This is a genomic window from Pseudomonas oryzicola, assembly GCF_014269185.2.
Lineage (GTDB): Bacteria > Pseudomonadota > Gammaproteobacteria > Pseudomonadales > Pseudomonadaceae > Aquipseudomonas > Aquipseudomonas oryzicola.
The window spans coordinates 1,216,304-1,231,852 of sequence record NZ_JABWRZ020000001.1 but is presented as its reverse complement, the minus strand read 5'-3'; the positions used below and the strand labels follow the sequence as shown (position 1 = coordinate 1,231,852).

Below are 15,549 nucleotides of genomic sequence, written 5' to 3'. Positions count from 1 at the left end.
AGTCGCAGGTAGTGCAACGGAACAATGACTACAGCGAGATTCAGGAGTAGCCTTTCGCTGCGCTTCACTATAGGAGTCTGTGCATGACCATCCGCCGTACCAAAATCGTCGCCACCCTTGGCCCCGCCAGCAATTCGCCGGAAGTGATCGAACAGCTGATCCTCGCCGGCCTGGACGTGGCACGCCTGAACTTCTCCCACGGCACCCCGGACGAGCACAAGGCCCGCGCCCGCCTGATCCGTGACATCGCCGCCAAGAATGGCCGCCATGTCGCGCTGCTGGGTGACCTGCAGGGTCCGAAGATCCGCATTGCCAAGTTCGCCAACAAGCGCATCGAATTGAAGATCGGTGACAAGTTCACCTTCTCCACCGCCCACCCGCTGACCGAAGGCAACCAGGACATCGTCGGTATCGACTACCCCGACCTGGTCAAGGACTGCGGCGTCGGCGACGAACTGCTGCTCGACGATGGCCGCGTGGTCATGCGCGTCGAAACCGCCACCGCAGACGCCCTGCACTGCGTGGTGATCATCGGCGGCCCGCTGTCGGACCACAAGGGTATCAACCGTAAAGGTGGCGGCCTGACCGCACCGGCTCTGACCGAAAAAGACAAGGCCGACATCAAGCTGGCCGCGGAAATGGACCTGGACTACCTGGCCGTGTCCTTCCCGCGTGACGCCAGCGACATGGAATATGCACGCAAGCTGCGTGACGAGGCCGGCGGCAGCGCCTGGCTGGTGGCCAAGATCGAACGCGCAGAAGCCGTTGCCGACGACGAGACCCTCGACAAGCTGATCGCCGCCTCCGACGCCGTGATGGTCGCTCGTGGTGACCTGGGCGTGGAAATCGGCGACGCCGAGCTGATCGCCATCCAGAAAAAGATCATCCAGCACGCCCGCCGCAACAACAAGGCGGTGATCGTGGCGACCCAGATGATGGAGTCGATGATCCAGAACCCGATGCCGACCCGTGCCGAAGTGTCCGACGTGGCCAACGCCGTGCTGGACAACACCGACGCGGTGATGCTGTCGGCAGAAAGTGCTGCCGGTGCCTACCCGATCGAAGCCGTTCAGGCCATGGCCCGTATCTGCCTGGGTGCCGAAAAGCACCCGACCAGCCAGAAGTCCAGCCACCGCCTGCACACCACCTTCGAGCGCTGCGACGAAAGCATCGCCCTGGCGGCCATGTACACCGCCAACCACTTCCCCGGCGTGAAGGCGATCATCGCCCTGACCGAGAGTGGCTACACTCCGCTGATCATGTCGCGCCTGCGTTCGCACGTGCCGATCTTCGCCCTGTCGCCGCACCGCGCCACCCAGGCTCGCGCCTCGATGTTCCGTGGCGTGTACCCGATCGCCTTCGACCCGGCTTCGCTGCCGGCCGACAAGGTAAGCCAGGCGGCGGTCGACGAGCTGCTCAAGCGTGGCCTTGTCGAACAAGGTGACTGGGTGATCCTGACCAAGGGTGACAGCTACCACACCATCGGTGGCACCAATGGCATGAAGATCCTGCACGTGGGTGATCCGCTGGTCGGTTGATCCGCTCCACGGGGCCGCTTTGCGGCCCTTTCGCGGGCACGCCCGCTCCCACAGGATGCGCGCCAAGCTTGAGGCTAGCGCTGTACCTGTGGCAGCGGGCGTGCCCGCGAAAGGGGCGGCACAATCCACAAAAAAGCATCAGGCATGCTCGACGAACACATCGGCAAACACCTGCCCCCGCGGCACCCCGGCAATGAACAGCCGCCGGGCAAACCGCTCGACACTCGCCGGCGCCCCGCACAGCAGCGCCAGCGTCTGCCGCGATGACGGCCGCAAGCCGGCCAGAACCTCCTCCAGCTGCTCCGCCAGCACCAGTTCGACATCAACTCCAGGCAACTGCAACAACGGCTCCGCCAGGTAGTGCCCTGACTGATCCCGCGCCACATGCAACAGCCGAATCTCACCCCGATGCCCCTGCCGCAACGCTTCGCGCAGGATGCCCCACAACGGCGCCAGCCCGGTGCCAGCCGCCAGCAACCACAGTGGCCGGTCCTGCCAGTCCGGGTCGTAATGCAAGGCGCCGCCCCGGAATTCCCCCAGGCGCAACACATCACCCAGCTGCAAGCCGCGAGCCTTGTCACAAAAGGCGCCAGGGCGCTGGCAGTCGATATGGAACTCGAGGAAATCGTCCTCACCCGGCAGGCTGGCCAGCGAATAGGGCCGCGCGACCGCAGCAAGCCACAGCACCACATGCTGCCCGGCCTGGTAACGCACCGTCCGCTCGGGGCGCAAGCGCAAGCGCAGCACATCGCCGAACCAATCCAGCGCACAGACCTCGGCCGCCACGCCATCCTGCTGCGGGTCGAACAGCGCCACACGCAGGTCCTCGACCACCCGACACTGGCACGCCAGACGCCACCCCTGGGCATGCTTGTCCAGCGCCAGGGCCTCGGGCCGGGCATCCAACGGCTGACCATCCAGGCAATGTACCAGGCAGGCATGGCAGCTGCCGGCGCGGCAACTGTAAGGCACGTTCAACCCTGCCCCGTTCAGGGCATCGAGCAGGTTGCTGCCGGTCGGCACCGTCCAGCGGCGCTCGCCCACGTAAAGTTCGGGCATGATTGATTATTCTGTAAGTGTCGGGCTACAACTGTACGCCAAGTATTCGAATGCAGCAAAATACGTCAATTCCTTTTCCCCCCCGCACCTTAGGCTCAGCCCTTTCAAAGGTCACCTGTCATTTTTGCCAGTAGATACCAGCGAAATAATCCGTAAATTATGTTCAACCACCACTCTTTACGGAGAACATAATGATCAAGACAAACAAGCTCCTCGACCCTGAGTTTGCCGAGGGCGGTATTTTCACCCCGCCCTCCCCAATTACTTCAGTTCACGCGTCATTAAAGACAACGAAAGGGCGAATTTTTGCAGCCAGTACCTCTGGCGAATTTGCCCTGTTCAGGCTTGATCAAAATAATCTTCTGGACAAGCATTTCGGCAGCAACGGCACGGGTTTGGTAACGGGAACTTTCAAAGAAGAATATTTATCACGCAGCGAACACCTCCTGGCACTGGACAACGATAGACTCCTGCTCGTCGGGTCGACAACCGATAACACTTTCTATGGTTCCAGAGCAGCTTTGGCGTGTTTCACCAACGACGGAGTACTGGATGATCAATTTGGTAGCAATGGCTTTGTCGTGATAGAACCAACCGAGCTTGTTCCAGGCACCCCACCTGCCCCGCCACGCGTTCGCGCCCCTGATCTCTTCAACAGTCAGCAGTCCGTTGAGGCGCCAAAACACGCTGCAAAAGTAACCGCCCACGGAGCCGACGGCTCTTTTTATGTTCTAGCAAACGATTCAAGAGGAGGCCTGGCCATCATCCTGAAATACCTGAGAAATGGGAAGCTTGACCTATCTTTCAACAAGACAGGCTACAGGTATCTCATACGCAGTGCTCTCGATTTCAGCCATGCGACCACGCTGCATGTGGACGAAACATGCATTTTAGTAGGCGGTCACCTTCAGCAAGGGCTTGAAGGCAACGTTAATGCACTTGCCATTAAATTAACGCATGATGGCGAATATGATAAAACCTTCGGCGAAAAAGGGTTCGGATTCTTTACTGATCAGCTCACCAGCCTTGCCGACTTCGTAGTGCTGCCTGACAAATCTTTGGTTGCCTGCGGCAACGGCCCATCCCTTCAAAACTTGCTCGTCGCCTTGACTCCGTGCGGAGAAATTGATGAGAGTTTTGATTCATCCCCCCTCAACCCAGGCGGCTCCGTTAAATGGGAATGCATCACCTATAGTGACCAACCTTCACCCAACTTGGTCCCTATCGGTGTGCTATCCAAAGACAATAACTTCCCTATGCTCATCGCTCGTTACGATACGAAAGGGCGGATCGACCTAAGCTTTGCCGAGGACGGCTATGGCACAGTCACCGTGCAAAGATTCACCTTGCCGCTTGGCTGCGAACGCGATGACACTGGGGCAGTGCTGGCGTGTGGAATTGCCCAACTTGATAGCCCCACACAACCTTTCGTAGTACGCCTGCGCACCAACCAGTAAGGTTGCAATACGTTTTTTGACTTGAGCCCTTTGACGAAACTCTCAGGGCTCTTTCTTTTGATCGTGACAGAAAGCATCAAGCGCCAGGGCCACATCCACACCAGCCAACGTCAGCAAAAGCGATGCCTATCCACGGCCGACCATGGTCCAGACCACACGCAGGTGTTTCACACCGAGAGGCACGCTATACTGCCGCGCCTTTTTTGCGTCGGCCATGCCGCCGGCGCGCCTTTGCAAGGCGTTTCGACATGCTGGTCGGCACCGTCGAGCGTCTCTATGAATGTTCCCGTCTTTAAGAGGAGCGCGCTGCATGACCGTGATCAAGCAAGACGACCTGATTCAGAGCGTCGCCGACGCCCTGCAATTCATTTCGTACTACCACCCCGTCGATTTCATCCAGGCCATGCACGAGGCCTATCTGCGTGAAGAATCGCCCGCCGCGCGCGATTCCATCGCCCAGATCCTGATCAACTCGCGCATGTGCGCCACCGGCCACCGCCCGATCTGCCAGGACACCGGTATCGTCACCGTGTTCATCCGCGTGGGCATGGACGTGCGCTGGGACGGCGCCACCATGAGCGTCGACGACATGATCAACGAAGGTGTGCGTCGCGCCTACAACCTGCCTGAAAACGTGCTGCGCGCTTCGATCCTGGCCGACCCGGCCGGTGCCCGCAAGAACACCAAGGACAACACCCCGGCAGTGATCCACTACTCCATCGTCCCCGGCAACAAGGTCGAGGTCGATGTCGCAGCCAAGGGCGGCGGCTCGGAGAACAAGTCGAAGATGGCCATGCTCAACCCGTCCGACTCGATCGTCGACTGGGTCCTGAAGACCGTGCCGACCATGGGCGCTGGCTGGTGCCCACCTGGCATGCTCGGCATCGGCATCGGCGGTACCGCCGAGAAGGCCGCAGTCATGGCCAAGGAAGTGTTGATGGAATCCATCGACATTCACGAACTGAAAGCCCGTGGCCCGCAGAACCGCCTGGAAGAAATCCGTCTGGAGCTGTTCGAGAAGGTCAACCAGCTGGGCATCGGCGCCCAGGGCCTGGGTGGCCTGACCACCGTGCTCGACGTCAAGATCATGGATTACCCGACCCACGCCGCTTCGCTGCCGGTGTGCATGATCCCCAACTGCGCCGCCACCCGCCACGCCCACTTCGTGCTCGATGGTTCCGGCCCGGCCGAGCTGGAAGCGCCGTCGCTGGACGCCTACCCGGAAATCGTCTGGGAAGCCGGCCCGAGCGCCCGTCGCGTGAACCTCGACGCCATCACCCCGGAAGAAGTCGCCAGCTGGAAACCGGGCGAGACCATCCTGCTGAACGGCAAGATGCTGACCGGCCGCGATGCCGCGCACAAGCGCATGGTCGAGATGCTCAACCGTGGCGAAGAGCTGCCGGTAGACCTGAAAGGCCGCTTCATCTACTACGTCGGCCCGGTCGACCCGGTGGGTGACGAAGTGGTAGGCCCGGCCGGCCCGACCACCGCCACCCGCATGGACAAGTTCACTCGCCAGATCCTCGAACAGACTGGCCTGCTGGGCATGATCGGCAAGTCCGAGCGCGGCCCTGCCGCCATCGAAGCGATCAAGGACAACAAGGCCGTGTACCTGATGGCCGTCGGCGGCGCCGCCTACCTGGTGGCCCAGGCCATCCGCAAGTCGAAGGTCCTGGCCTTCGCCGAGCTGGGCATGGAAGCGATCTACGAGTTCGAGGTCAAGGACATGCCGGTGACCGTCGCCGTGGACAGCAACGGTGAGTCGGTACACATCACTGGCCCTGCCCTGTGGCAGAGCAAGATTGCCGAGAGCCTGGCAGTCGAAGTGAAGTAAGCCTGATGTAGACGTGTCGGCTTCCTCGCGGGCTCGCCCGCCAGGAGGCCGGCACTGTTTTCACTGGACTCTGGCAAACTGCTCGGGCCAGTCCCTGCGGGTAAACACCTGCCCTTCCCGTCTCACCCGCCGTACCTCTTCCAGGTCCACCTCGCACAGCAGCCACTGGCTGCAGGCCGGGCTCAGTTCCTCACTCAGCGCCACCACCCCGTCCCCCGGCATGCCATGATCCGGTGGCACGAACAACCCTGCCCGGCCGATATTCTCGTCCAGCGCCGGCGACCAGGGTGCCAGCCCGACCGTGGGGCTCTGCAATACCGCAATCTGGTTCTCCAGTGCCCGCGCCTGCGCACCAATGCGCACCCGGTGATAACCCGCCTCGGTGTCGGTACAGCTCGGCGCCAGGATCAGGTCGGCCCCTTCCTCGGCCAGGCGCCGGGCCAGCATCGGAAACTCATTGTCGTAGCAGATCAGGATTCCCAGGCGCCCCAGCTCGGTATCGAACACCTGCACCCCCTGGCCTGCGGCGATGTCCCACTGCTCGCGCTCGAAACGGGTCATCATCAGCTTGTCCTGGTAACCCAGCACGCCCTCGGGGCCGAACAGCCAGGCACGGTTGCGGTACTGCCCATCGGTATCATGCACCGGCAGGCTGCCGGGCTGCAGATAGATCTGCCAATGCCGGGCAATGCCCTCGCACAGCGCCAGCCACGGCTCGATCAGCGGCTGGATACCGGCAATCGAGGCCTTCAGGTCGCCCCGCTGCTCGGCCGGCAACTGCCCACTGAGCACCAGCCCGGCGTACTCCGGCAACAGCAGCAGGCGCGCCCCCGCCGCTGCGGCCTCGGCGCACAGGCCTCGCAGGTGCTCGGCGTAGGCGTCCCAGGTTTCATGCAGCTCGATCGCGTACTGGCAGGCCGCCAGGCGGATCATATCGGCAGTTCCTTGAGCCAGAACGACATCAGTTTGTCGGAGCTTTCTGCTTCGTCCAGGTCACGCCAGGCGTAGCGGGTGCGCAGCGACGGGTCGTGCAGGAAGCCGCGATTACGCCAGAAGCCATGCAGGGGTTTGTAGTCCGCAGGTCGCCGCGGGTGCACGCCGGGCCGCTCCACCGCGCAGAACGCGCAGTAATCGAACTCGGCCAGTTTGTGCGCGTAGGATTCGCGCTCGATGAAAAAGCGCACCCCAAGGCCTTGGCCACGGTACTCCGGCAGTACCACCGACTCACCGAAGTAGTACACGCTGGCCGGGTCGCGCCCCTGGGCCAGGAATGGCTGCTGGAATTCGGCGCCGACATCCACCAGCGGCAGGCCGGTGGAGGCGCCCACCACCTTGCCGTCGTCCAGCGCCAGCACCACCAGGCTGCGCCCGGACCGGGCATAGGTGGCCAGGTAGTCGGCCTCGTACTCCGGGGTGCCGTCATAAAGGTAGGGAAACTCGCGAAACACGGTCAGGCGCAGGCGAGCGAGGTCATCGATGTAAGGCGCGATAGCGGCGCCGTGCAACAGGCGTATTTCCATGCTTGGCGGTCGTTTTGTCGATGTGGATGACGCGCTCGGCTAAGCCGGGCTTGAGGGGAAACCCTATCATCCGGACCCACGACCCGCCTTTTCCCTCAACGACAGGTATTGTTCCATGACCGCTACCGAACTGGTAAATGCGTACTACGCGGCTTTCAACGCCGGCGATATGCCAGCCTTTCTCGCCCTGCTCAGCGAGGACGTGATCCACGACATCAACCAGGGTGAACGGCAGATGGGCAAGGCACGGTTTGCCGCGTTCATGGACAAGATGAACCGTTGCTACCGCGAACGCCTGGCCGACATCGTGGTGATGCAGAACGCCGACGGCAGCCGGGCGGCGGCGGAGTTCACCGTGCATGGCGAATACCTGGCCGATGACGAAGGCTTGCCGCCGGCCAACGGGCAGACCTACGTGCTGCCGGCGGGGGCGTTTTTCTATATCCACTGCGGCAAGATTGCCCGGGTGACCAACTACTACAACCTCAATGACTGGGTTGAGCAGGTGGCCTGATTAGGGTGTATTGCCTGTGCTGGCCTGTTCGCGGGCTCGCCCGCTCCCACCGTGATCCCACACAACTTGAGAGCAGTGAGGTACATGTGGGAGCGGGCATGCCCGCGAAGAGGCCCTGTCAGGCAATACGGGTACCAAGCACCTTGAGGAATGCCGCCAACCACGCCGGATGCGCCGGCCATGCCGGTGCCGTCACCAGGTTGCCGTCCACATGCGCCTGGTCCACCGCGATATCGATGAATGTCCCGCCCGCCAAGCGCACTTCCGGGGCACACGCCGGGTACGCACTGCATTCGCGCCCTTCCAGCACGCCGGCCGCCGCCAGCAACTGGGCACCATGGCATACCGCCGCGATCGGCTTGCCGGCCTGGTTGAATGCGCGTACCAGCTCCAGCACCTTTTCATCCAGGCGCAGGTACTCTGGCGCACGACCACCCGGGATCAGCAGCGCGTCGTAGCTCTCGGGCCGTACACGCACGAAGTCATAATTCAAGGCAAAGTTGTGCCCCGGCTTTTCGCTGTAGGTCTGTTCGCCCTCGAAATCATGAATCGCGGTACGCACCGTCTGCCCCGCGACCTTTTCCGGGCATACCGCATGCACCGTGTGCCCGACCATGCTCAGCGCCTGGAACGGCACCATGACTTCGTAATCTTCGACGTAGTCGCCGACCAACATGAGAATTTTCTTAGCCGTCATCGCACCCACTCCTTCGATTGCCTAGAGACAGTCACTGCACGATAGCCGGTCTCAGTCGCGACGGTCGAGCAAGTTCACCACCAAGCGGTCCAGCCAACCCCACACCCGTTGCTTCACCCGGCGCCATAGCGGCCGGGCATGCCAGTGACCAAGGTCGACCACCTCGCTCAAGGCGAAGTCGCGCTCGAAGCTGGCTTGCACGGCAGCCGTCAGCGGCGGGTCGAGAGCCTCGATATTGGCCTCGAGATTGAAGCGCAGGTTCCAGTGATCGAAGTTGCACGAACCGATACTGACCCAGTCGTCGATCAGCACCATTTTCAGGTGCAGGAAACACGGCTGGTATTCGTAGATGCGCACCCCGGCGCGCAACAGCCGAGGATAATAGCGGTGCCCTGCGTAACGCACCGAAGGGTGGTCGGTGCGTGGACCGGTCAGCAGCAAGCGCACATCGACCCCCTTGCCAGCGGCCCGGCGTAGCGAGCGGCGCACGCTCCAGGTTGGCAGGAAGTAAGGCGTAGCCAGCCACACCCGGCGCTTGCCGCTGTTGATCGCGCGTACCAGCGAATGGAGGATGTCCTGGTGCTGGCGGGCGTCGGCATAGGCCACCCGCCCCATGCCCTGCCCCTGCGCAGGTACCTTGGGCAGGCGCGGCAGGCCAAAGCCTTCGGCAGGGCGCCAGGCGGTGCGGCGGTTGTTGGCGTGCCACTGGCGGTCGAACAGCAACTGCCAGTCGTGCACCACCGGCCCCTGCATCTGCACCATCACTTCGTGCCATTCACTGGTCGCCTCGCCCGGCGTCCAGAATTCGTCGGTGACACCAGTGCCACCCACCACTGCCCAACATTGGTCTACCAGCAGCAGCTTGCGGTGATCGCGGTACAGGTTGCGCAGGCCGCGCTTCCAGCGCAGGCGGTTGTACCAGCGCAGATACACACCGGCATCCAGCAGGCGCTGGCGCAACTTGCTGTTGAAGGCCAACGAGCCATAGTCGTCGAACAGGCAGCGTACCCGCACACCGCGAAGCGCCGCCCGCTCAAGGGCTTCGACCACCGTATCTGCGCAGTCGCCGGCCTCGACCAGGTACAGTTCCAGGTCAATCTGGAACTCGGCGCGCATGATCGCCAGGAGCATGCGCGGAAAGAACTCGGGCCCGTCGATCAGCAGTTCGAAGTGGTTGCCATCCCGCCAGGGGAAGACTGGCCCGGCCATGTCAGCGGGCGGTGAAGATCAGCACCGCACTCACCGGTACCGACGGGTTGATGGACTTGAGCCCAGCGAACTTGCGCAGGCGTTGCAGCCCTGGCAGCAGGCCGAAATCCTCGGCGCGCAGCACCAGGGGCTCGAGGGTCACCACCTGGAAGCGTCGCTCGTCCAGGCGGGTGGCCAGCAGCAGGGCGTTGTAGCTGTGGGACTGGCCGTGCAAGGTCACGCTCAGCGGCAAGCGCAACTCGACCTGGGCGCCATTGGCCAGGTCGTTTATCGGCCGCAGGTCCAGTTGCGCCTGCACCTTGGCTTCGGCGAAACGCTCGACCTCGAACAGGTCCTCGCGCATGCGTTCGTCACGCTGGGGAATGCCGCTGCTCACCGAATCCATCTCGATGCTGAGCCCAGCCACGCCCTTGCGGTCGACGGTGCCATGCAGCACCAGAAAACGATGCACTTCGGCGCTGTCACCGTTCTTGCCAGTTATGAACGACAGACGCGACGACTCGCCATCGAGGTGCCAGTTGGCGTGGGCAGGTAGGCAAAAAGCCAGCAGCAAGGTGGGTAGCAGACGGGGCAGCTTGAACATGACGGATCTCGTGAAACCAGGCCGCCAACCTTACCCGCCCGCCTTCACGGCAGCAAGCGGCAGCCCTCGCGCGGGCCTTGCCAGGCGGCCTGGTGGCGCTGCCCCAGGCCTTCGGCGGTCACCAGCCGCTGCTGGCTGTCTTCCTCCAGCAGGCTCAGTGCCAGCCATTGTTTCACGTAGCCTTGGCAATACCCCGGCTCGAAACCCATGACGAAGCGACACGAGCAATACTCCTTGGCCGAGTAGGCCGCCAGGATGTCGGGGAAGTCTGCCAGGGCCTGGCGCTCGTGCCAGGCCCAGTACGACAGGCCCAGCACTACCAGCAGCACGACCCGCTTCATGCCCCCTCCCCGGCCAGCACCGCCAGCACCCGCTTGAGCAGTTCATCGTGCCGGTAACTGCCGTCGCGGTCATCGGCATAACGCACGATCACCAGCTTTTGCGTGGGTAGCACGTACAGCGCCTGGCCCCAGTGACCAAGGGCCGCATAGGTGTCTGCAGGCGCATGTGGCCAGGGCCTTGCCGCACCGGCCAACGGCTGGTTGAGCCACCAGTGGCCGCCGGGGTTGGCCTCGTCCGCCACGGCGTCGGCATGGGCAAACGGCGTGCGGTTGAAGGCCACCCAGGCTTCGGGCAGCAACTGCCGACCCTGCCAGCGCCCGTCGCGCTGCATCAGCAGGCCGATGCGTGCCAGGTCGCGCGCCGTAAGGTACAGGTAGGAAGAGCCTATATAGGTACCGGCCCGGTCACGCTCCCATACCGCGCTGGTGATGCCCAACGGAGTGAACAGCGCGTGCCAAGGGTAGTCAGGGTACTGATCGGCGCCGAGCATGCCGCGTAGCGCGGCGGCCAGCAGGTTGCTGTCGCCACTGGAATAGAGAAACCGCCGGCCTGGTTCGGCTGCCGTAGCTCGCGCCGCCGTATACGCCGCCATGTCCCCGCGGCCGCGGGTATAGAGCATGGCCACTACCGAGGATTTGAGCGGGGCGTATTCGTAGTCTTCCTGCCAGTCCAGGCCGCTGGCCCAGTGCAGCAGGTCGGCCATGCGCACGCCGGGGTGGGTGCGCATGAGTGGATAAAAACGGCTGACCGGGTCGTGCAACTGGAAGCGCCCCTGGCCCTGTGCCACGCCCAGCAGCGTGGCCAGCACGCTTTTGCTGACCGACCAGGTGAGGTGGGCAGTGGCTGCGGTGGTGGGTGCCGTGTAGCGTTCGTGAAGGATACGGCCGTCGCGGATGATCAGCAGGGCGTCGGTGCGAATGCCCGTGCGTTCCGGAGTAGTGCGGGTAGGGAAGGCGTAGGCGTCGACAGCCTGCCAGTCGAGATTGACGTTATCGGTCGGCCAGTCGGGTTGCGCCCAGTCCTCGGCCCAAGCACACCCCGTGACCACTGCCAGAATGACGAACAATGCCTTCATCGGGATGGCCTTTTTTCGGGGCTGCCTTGCCGCCCCAGGGTTCATCGGTTCACGCAAGCCTGACAGGCATTCATGACAATCCCGCGGCCGCCCACGCCTTGTTCAGCCGCTTCTCTCGCGCCGCTGCCGCCAGCGCCATCACGCCCTGGTCGCGCTGCCAGATCTCTGCCCAATGCGCCGGCCCAGCTGCCAACGCCGCATCGATTCCCCCCCGTAGCGCCTGGAACTGGGCAAACAACCCACCCAGCAACAAATGGCAACCGACCGTATCGGCGCACTGCCGGCTGCCCTCGGCACAACCGGCCAGCAGCCCGAGCAACTGCAGGCGCAAGGCCTGCGGCCAGGCACACGCCTGGCCCACGCCATACAGCCAGGCCGTCAGGGCCGTGAGCACATACAGGTCCTCCAGCGAGCGGAACGGTTTTACATAGGCATCCCAGCCATCCCCCGCCAGCAGCTCGCACGCCGCGTGCTGCAGCACCAATCGCCCATGGCCCACCTCCGGCATCAGTGGCAGGGTCGGCAGCGCTTCCAGCGTCACCCCTGGTTCGCCGGGGTAAACCACCGCCAGGTTCAACTGCGGTGCCGCGCCCGTCGCCTCGCTGCGCGCCGCCACCAACAGCCACTCCGCCTCCAGGCCGGCAGTGACGAAGTCTTTGCTGCCGGTCAGGCGCAGGCCGTCCAGGCGTGTACGCATGTCCGCCGGCCGCACGCTACGCCGCTCGCTGGCGCACAGGGCACCGAGGCTGGGCGGAGCACTAGGCCACAGCACGCGCAGGGCGGCCTGGTAGCCAACCAGAAACGCCAGCCCCGGCGTGGCCATCGCCCGCCCGCCAAGTACCGCCAGCTCGAACGGGGCAACCGGACCAAGGCGCTCGAGCAGCGCGGCATAGGTTTCGCCAAGGGTGCCCGTCAGCGCTTGGCGAAGCGGGTCATTGAGTCGTTGCAACCAGGCCATGGAGCGGCTCCTTGCTAGGGCTTTCGGGTAACGCACGGGATGTCACGCAAGCATCACCAAAGCTTCACAGGGGTGACACCGCGTCTACCTAGGCTGACTTTGCACAACAAAGCCGACCGGCCGCAACCTTTCATGGCTGGCTTATGGAGACTCGTAATGACTCGGATCGCTCACGCTGGCGACAACAGCACCGAACGCCGTCTGCAAGCCGAACGCCTGGTTGGCGCCGCGGCCCTGCAAGAGGCCCAGGCCCTGCGCTACAAGGTGTTCAGCGCCGAATTCAAAGCCAGGCTCAAAGGAGCCGAGCACGGCCTGGACATGGATGACTATGACGTGCATTGCCGGCACATTGGCGTACGCGACCTGAGTACCGGCGAACTGGTTGCCACCACGCGCCTGCTGGACCACCAGGCCGCCAGCAGCCTGGGCCGGTTCTACAGCGAAGAAGAATTCAGCCTGCATGGCCTGTTGCAGTTGCAGGGGCCGATCCTGGAACTGGGCCGCACCTGCGTGGCCCCTGATTACCGCAACGGTGGCACCATCGCCGTGCTCTGGAGCGAACTGGCGGAGATTCTCAATGAAGGCCGCTACAGCTACCTGATGGGCTGCGCCAGCATCCCCATGCAGGACGGCGGAGTACAGGCCCATGCAGTGATGCAGCGCCTGCGCGATCGCTACCTGTGCACCGAGCATCTGCGCGCCGAACCGAAAAACCCGCTGCCCAAGCTGGCCCTGCCGAGCAACGTCATTGCCGAAATGCCGCCCCTGCTCAAGGCTTACATGCGCCTGGGCGCGAAGATTTGCGGCGAGCCGTGCTGGGACGAAGACTTCCAGGTGGCCGACGTGTTCATCCTGCTGAAGCGCGACGAGCTATGCCCGCGCTATGCCCGCCACTTCAAGGCGGCGGTCTGATGCCGAAGCTGCGGGTACTGGCCCGCCTGACACGACTGCTGCTGGTACTGCTGCTGGGCATGCTGCTGGCCAGTGCGATCACCTTGGGCGAACGCTTGGGCTTCAAGCCATCGATAGAGCGCCGCCAGCGCTGGACCTGCCTGTTCATGAAACGCCTGGTCGCGGCGCTGCCGTTCGACGTGCGGGTGCTCGGCGAGCTGCCGCAGCGGCCAATGCTGTGGGTCAGCAACCATGTGTCGTGGACCGACATCCCTTTGCTCGGCATGCTGCTGCCACTGTCGTTCCTGTCCAAGGCCGAAGTGCGCCACTGGCCGGTGGCCGGCTGGCTGGCGGAAAAGGCCGGCACGCTGTTCATCCGCCGAGGTGGTGGTGACAGCCAGCGCCTGCGCGAACAGATCGCCGGGCAACTGGGCCTGGCCCGCCCGCTGCTGATCTTCCCCGAAGGCACCACCACCAGCGGACGAACCCTGCGCACCTTCCATGGCCGCCTGCTGGCAGGCGCCATCGACCGTGGTGTGGCAGTACAACCGGTGGCCATCCAGTACTTGCGCAACGGCCAGATCGACCCGATTGCGCCCTTCATCGGTGAGGATGACCTGGTGTCGCATCTGCTGCGCCTGTTCTCCCAGCCGCGAAGTGAAGTGTGCATCCACCTGTTGCAGCCGATCGGCAGCGTAGGCAAGGAGCGGGCGGTGCTGGCGTTGCAGGCGCAACAGGCCATTCAGCTGGCGTTGTTCGGGGCTGCAGAAGTTGAAGTGGGGACTCGGCGGCAGGCGCGGGCAGCCTGAGCTGCTGCTTTTTCCGGACTGCTCTAAGTGTCTTAGGTGCGCCCCAACGCCGCGAACGCCTGCAACTGTGGATAGAATTCGCGAAAATCCGCCAGCAACGGCTCATACAGCCGCGCCAGCTCATCCATCACCCCAACCATCCCCTCCGGCCGCGACAGCCTTCGGGCAATGCCGTTGAACACCTGTTCCAGCGTGGCGAAATCACCATATGCACCGAGCCAGTCATCCGCCGCCATGAATGGCGCAATCCGCGCCAGCCGCCCGGGCAGTTCGGGTTCCGCCAGCAGCACCCGATAAAACGCCTCGGTGAACTGCGCCAGCGGCTGCTCGGCATAATCCTGCCAATGCCGGGCCAGGCAATGATCGAAGAACACATCCAGAACGATGCCGGCAAAGCGCCGCCGCTCCCGTGGAAAGCGTGCCAGTGCCGCCAGTACCAACGGATGCTGGTCGGTATAGCTGTCGATACGGCGATGTAGCCTGATGGCCGCCTCCAGCGTTGGCGGAAAGCGCCCTTCCAGCGAGCCTTTGACGAAGTCGCCATACAGGCTGCCAAGCAGTTGTTGCGGCGCCGGGCCGCCCAGGTGCAGGTGTGCGAGGTAGTTCATGGCCGCAGTCTAGCACCGTCCGCCGCTGTATCGTTATAACGCGATATAGCGATTCGCACTCAGCTCAGAACCTCTTGGTATTTGTATATCGGCATTTCACGATTTACATTTCGTCCTATCGCGATATACCGCTACCACGAGCCTCAACCCATGCCTCTCGATCTCGACGAAATCATAAAAGCGCTGGCCCACCCGGTCAGGCGAGAAATCCTCGGTTGGCTGAAAGACCCGGCAACGCAGTTCCCGGACCAGTACCACAGCACCGAGAACGGTGTCTGCGCCGGGCAGATCGACCAACGCTGCGGCCTGTCGCAGTCGACCGTTTCCGCCCACCTGGCCACCCTGCAACGCGCCGGGCTGGTCAGCAGCCAGAAGATTGGCCAGTGGCACTTTTTCAAACGCAACGAAACCACCATCCAGGCGTTTCTCGAACAATTGCGCCAAGCACTCTGAAC

General features: G+C 63.3%; 17 protein-coding genes. 7 read left to right on the top strand and 10 right to left on the bottom strand.

Annotated elements, in window-relative coordinates:
* Nucleotides 1-83: 83 nt before the first annotated feature.
* A complete protein-coding gene (gene pyk / locus HU760_RS05600; RefSeq protein WP_186675091.1) occupies nucleotides 84-1,538 on the top strand; it encodes a pyruvate kinase in 1,455 nt (484 codons plus the stop codon).
* Between the two features lie 138 nt (nucleotides 1,539-1,676).
* Here pyk and HU760_RS05595 read toward each other — a convergent pair whose 3' ends face one another.
* On the bottom strand, nucleotides 1,677-2,597 hold the full coding sequence (locus tag HU760_RS05595; protein ID WP_186675092.1) for an iron-sulfur-binding ferredoxin reductase: 921 nt from the start codon (nucleotides 2,595-2,597) through the stop codon (nucleotides 1,677-1,679).
* 191 nt (nucleotides 2,598-2,788) lie between these two features.
* Here HU760_RS05595 and HU760_RS05590 point away from each other — a divergent pair, with 191 nt between their 5' ends.
* Complete coding sequence (locus tag HU760_RS05590; RefSeq protein WP_186675093.1) at nucleotides 2,789-4,054, top strand: hypothetical protein; 1,266 nt, start codon at nucleotides 2,789-2,791, stop codon at nucleotides 4,052-4,054.
* Nucleotides 4,055-4,364: 310 nt separating this feature from the next.
* Nucleotides 4,365-5,888, top strand: coding sequence for a fumarate hydratase (locus tag HU760_RS05585; RefSeq protein ID WP_186675094.1), 1,524 nt, complete (start codon nucleotides 4,365-4,367; stop codon nucleotides 5,886-5,888).
* Between the two features lie 60 nt (nucleotides 5,889-5,948).
* On the opposite strand, the gene HU760_RS05580 is transcribed toward HU760_RS05585, so the two are convergent.
* Both HU760_RS05580 and HU760_RS05575 read right to left on the bottom strand, forming a co-directional pair.
* A complete protein-coding gene (locus HU760_RS05580) occupies nucleotides 5,949-6,821 on the bottom strand; it encodes a carbon-nitrogen hydrolase family protein (protein WP_186675095.1) in 873 nt (290 codons plus the stop codon).
* Nucleotides 6,818-7,408, bottom strand: coding sequence for a GNAT family N-acetyltransferase (locus HU760_RS05575; protein ID WP_186675096.1), 591 nt, complete (start codon nucleotides 7,406-7,408; stop codon nucleotides 6,818-6,820). Before HU760_RS05575 ends, HU760_RS05580 begins: the two co-directional genes overlap by 4 nt.
* A gap of 115 nt (nucleotides 7,409-7,523) precedes the next feature.
* On the opposite strand from HU760_RS05575, the gene HU760_RS05570 reads away from it, so the two are divergent.
* Nucleotides 7,524-7,922 carry a nuclear transport factor 2 family protein gene (locus HU760_RS05570; protein ID WP_186675097.1) on the top strand — a complete coding sequence of 133 codons (399 nt, stop codon included), beginning with the start codon at nucleotides 7,524-7,526 and terminating at the stop codon, nucleotides 7,920-7,922.
* Between the two features lie 118 nt (nucleotides 7,923-8,040).
* Here the strand turns inward: HU760_RS05570 and HU760_RS05565 are convergent, their stop codons facing one another.
* The 6 genes from HU760_RS05565 to HU760_RS05540 all read right to left on the bottom strand — a co-directional run bounded on the left by HU760_RS05565 (nucleotide 8,041) and on the right by HU760_RS05540 (nucleotide 12,786).
* Entirely contained in the window at nucleotides 8,041-8,619 is a 579-nt protein-coding gene (locus HU760_RS05565) for a DJ-1/PfpI family protein (RefSeq protein ID WP_186675098.1), read from the bottom strand.
* 51 nt (nucleotides 8,620-8,670) lie between these two features.
* Nucleotides 8,671-9,828: a phospholipase D-like domain-containing protein gene (locus HU760_RS05560; protein WP_186675099.1), complete on the bottom strand. Its 1,158-nt coding sequence runs from the start codon at nucleotides 9,826-9,828 to the stop codon at nucleotides 8,671-8,673.
* Nucleotide 9,829: 1 nt separating this feature from the next.
* Entirely contained in the window at nucleotides 9,830-10,411 is a 582-nt protein-coding gene (locus HU760_RS05555; RefSeq protein WP_186675100.1) for a YceI family protein, read from the bottom strand.
* A 44-nt stretch (nucleotides 10,412-10,455) separates the two neighbouring features.
* On the bottom strand, nucleotides 10,456-10,752 hold the full coding sequence (locus HU760_RS05550; RefSeq protein WP_186675101.1) for an amidase: 297 nt from the start codon (nucleotides 10,750-10,752) through the stop codon (nucleotides 10,456-10,458).
* Nucleotides 10,749-11,828 (bottom strand): serine hydrolase domain-containing protein, encoded by a 1,080-nt coding sequence (locus tag HU760_RS05545; RefSeq protein WP_186675102.1) that lies wholly within the window; start codon nucleotides 11,826-11,828, stop codon nucleotides 10,749-10,751. Before HU760_RS05545 ends, HU760_RS05550 begins: the two co-directional genes overlap by 4 nt.
* Nucleotides 11,829-11,898: 70 nt before the next feature.
* Nucleotides 11,899-12,786, bottom strand: a complete 888-nt coding sequence (locus HU760_RS05540) for an acyl-CoA dehydrogenase middle domain-containing protein (protein ID WP_186675103.1) — start codon at nucleotides 12,784-12,786, stop codon at nucleotides 11,899-11,901.
* A 156-nt stretch (nucleotides 12,787-12,942) separates the two neighbouring features.
* Between HU760_RS05540 and olsB the strand changes: the two genes are divergently transcribed.
* Together olsB and HU760_RS05530 are read left to right on the top strand one after the other, a co-directional pair.
* On the top strand, nucleotides 12,943-13,698 hold the full coding sequence (olsB, locus tag HU760_RS05535) for an L-ornithine N(alpha)-acyltransferase (protein WP_186675104.1): 756 nt from the start codon (nucleotides 12,943-12,945) through the stop codon (nucleotides 13,696-13,698).
* Nucleotides 13,698-14,486 carry a lysophospholipid acyltransferase family protein gene (locus tag HU760_RS05530; RefSeq protein ID WP_186675105.1) on the top strand — a complete coding sequence of 263 codons (789 nt, stop codon included), beginning with the start codon at nucleotides 13,698-13,700 and terminating at the stop codon, nucleotides 14,484-14,486. The genes olsB and HU760_RS05530 overlap by 1 nt, the downstream gene beginning before the upstream one ends.
* 32 nt (nucleotides 14,487-14,518) lie before the next feature.
* On the opposite strand, the gene HU760_RS05525 is transcribed toward HU760_RS05530, so the two are convergent.
* Complete coding sequence (locus HU760_RS05525; protein WP_186675106.1) at nucleotides 14,519-15,094, bottom strand: acyl carrier protein phosphodiesterase; 576 nt, start codon at nucleotides 15,092-15,094, stop codon at nucleotides 14,519-14,521.
* Between the two features lie 150 nt (nucleotides 15,095-15,244).
* On the opposite strand from HU760_RS05525, the gene HU760_RS05520 reads away from it, so the two are divergent.
* Nucleotides 15,245-15,547, top strand: coding sequence for an ArsR/SmtB family transcription factor (locus HU760_RS05520; RefSeq protein WP_170032314.1), 303 nt, complete (start codon nucleotides 15,245-15,247; stop codon nucleotides 15,545-15,547).
* The last annotated feature ends 2 nt before the right edge of the window (nucleotides 15,548-15,549 follow it).

Bases quoted from the DNA above. Each gene is read 5' to 3' on its own strand.
- HU760_RS05590 (WP_186675093.1), top strand. From the start codon at position 2,789: ATGATCAAGACAAACAAGCTCCTCGACCCTGAGTTTGCCGAGGGCGGT.
- HU760_RS05585 (WP_186675094.1), top strand. From the start codon at position 4,365: ATGACCGTGATCAAGCAAGACGACCTGATTCAGAGCGTCGCCGACGCC.
- HU760_RS05520 (WP_170032314.1), top strand. From the start codon at position 15,245: ATGCCTCTCGATCTCGACGAAATCATAAAAGCGCTGGCCCACCCGGTC.
- HU760_RS05560 (WP_186675099.1), bottom strand. From the start codon at position 9,828: ATGGCCGGGCCAGTCTTCCCCTGGCGGGATGGCAACCACTTCGAACTG.
- HU760_RS05595 (WP_186675092.1), bottom strand. From the start codon at position 2,597: ATGCCCGAACTTTACGTGGGCGAGCGCCGCTGGACGGTGCCGACCGGC.
- HU760_RS05575 (WP_186675096.1), bottom strand. From the start codon at position 7,408: ATGGAAATACGCCTGTTGCACGGCGCCGCTATCGCGCCTTACATCGAT.
- pyk (WP_186675091.1), top strand. From the start codon at position 84: ATGACCATCCGCCGTACCAAAATCGTCGCCACCCTTGGCCCCGCCAGC.
- HU760_RS05570 (WP_186675097.1), top strand. From the start codon at position 7,524: ATGACCGCTACCGAACTGGTAAATGCGTACTACGCGGCTTTCAACGCC.
- HU760_RS05545 (WP_186675102.1), bottom strand. From the start codon at position 11,828: ATGAAGGCATTGTTCGTCATTCTGGCAGTGGTCACGGGGTGTGCTTGG.
- HU760_RS05565 (WP_186675098.1), bottom strand. From the start codon at position 8,619: ATGACGGCTAAGAAAATTCTCATGTTGGTCGGCGACTACGTCGAAGAT.
- HU760_RS05525 (WP_186675106.1), bottom strand. From the start codon at position 15,094: ATGAACTACCTCGCACACCTGCACCTGGGCGGCCCGGCGCCGCAACAA.
- HU760_RS05530 (WP_186675105.1), top strand. From the start codon at position 13,698: ATGCCGAAGCTGCGGGTACTGGCCCGCCTGACACGACTGCTGCTGGTA.
- HU760_RS05580 (WP_186675095.1), bottom strand. From the start codon at position 6,821: ATGATCCGCCTGGCGGCCTGCCAGTACGCGATCGAGCTGCATGAAACC.
- HU760_RS05555 (WP_186675100.1), bottom strand. From the start codon at position 10,411: ATGTTCAAGCTGCCCCGTCTGCTACCCACCTTGCTGCTGGCTTTTTGC.
- olsB (WP_186675104.1), top strand. From the start codon at position 12,943: ATGACTCGGATCGCTCACGCTGGCGACAACAGCACCGAACGCCGTCTG.
- HU760_RS05550 (WP_186675101.1), bottom strand. From the start codon at position 10,752: ATGAAGCGGGTCGTGCTGCTGGTAGTGCTGGGCCTGTCGTACTGGGCC.
- HU760_RS05540 (WP_186675103.1), bottom strand. From the start codon at position 12,786: ATGGCCTGGTTGCAACGACTCAATGACCCGCTTCGCCAAGCGCTGACG.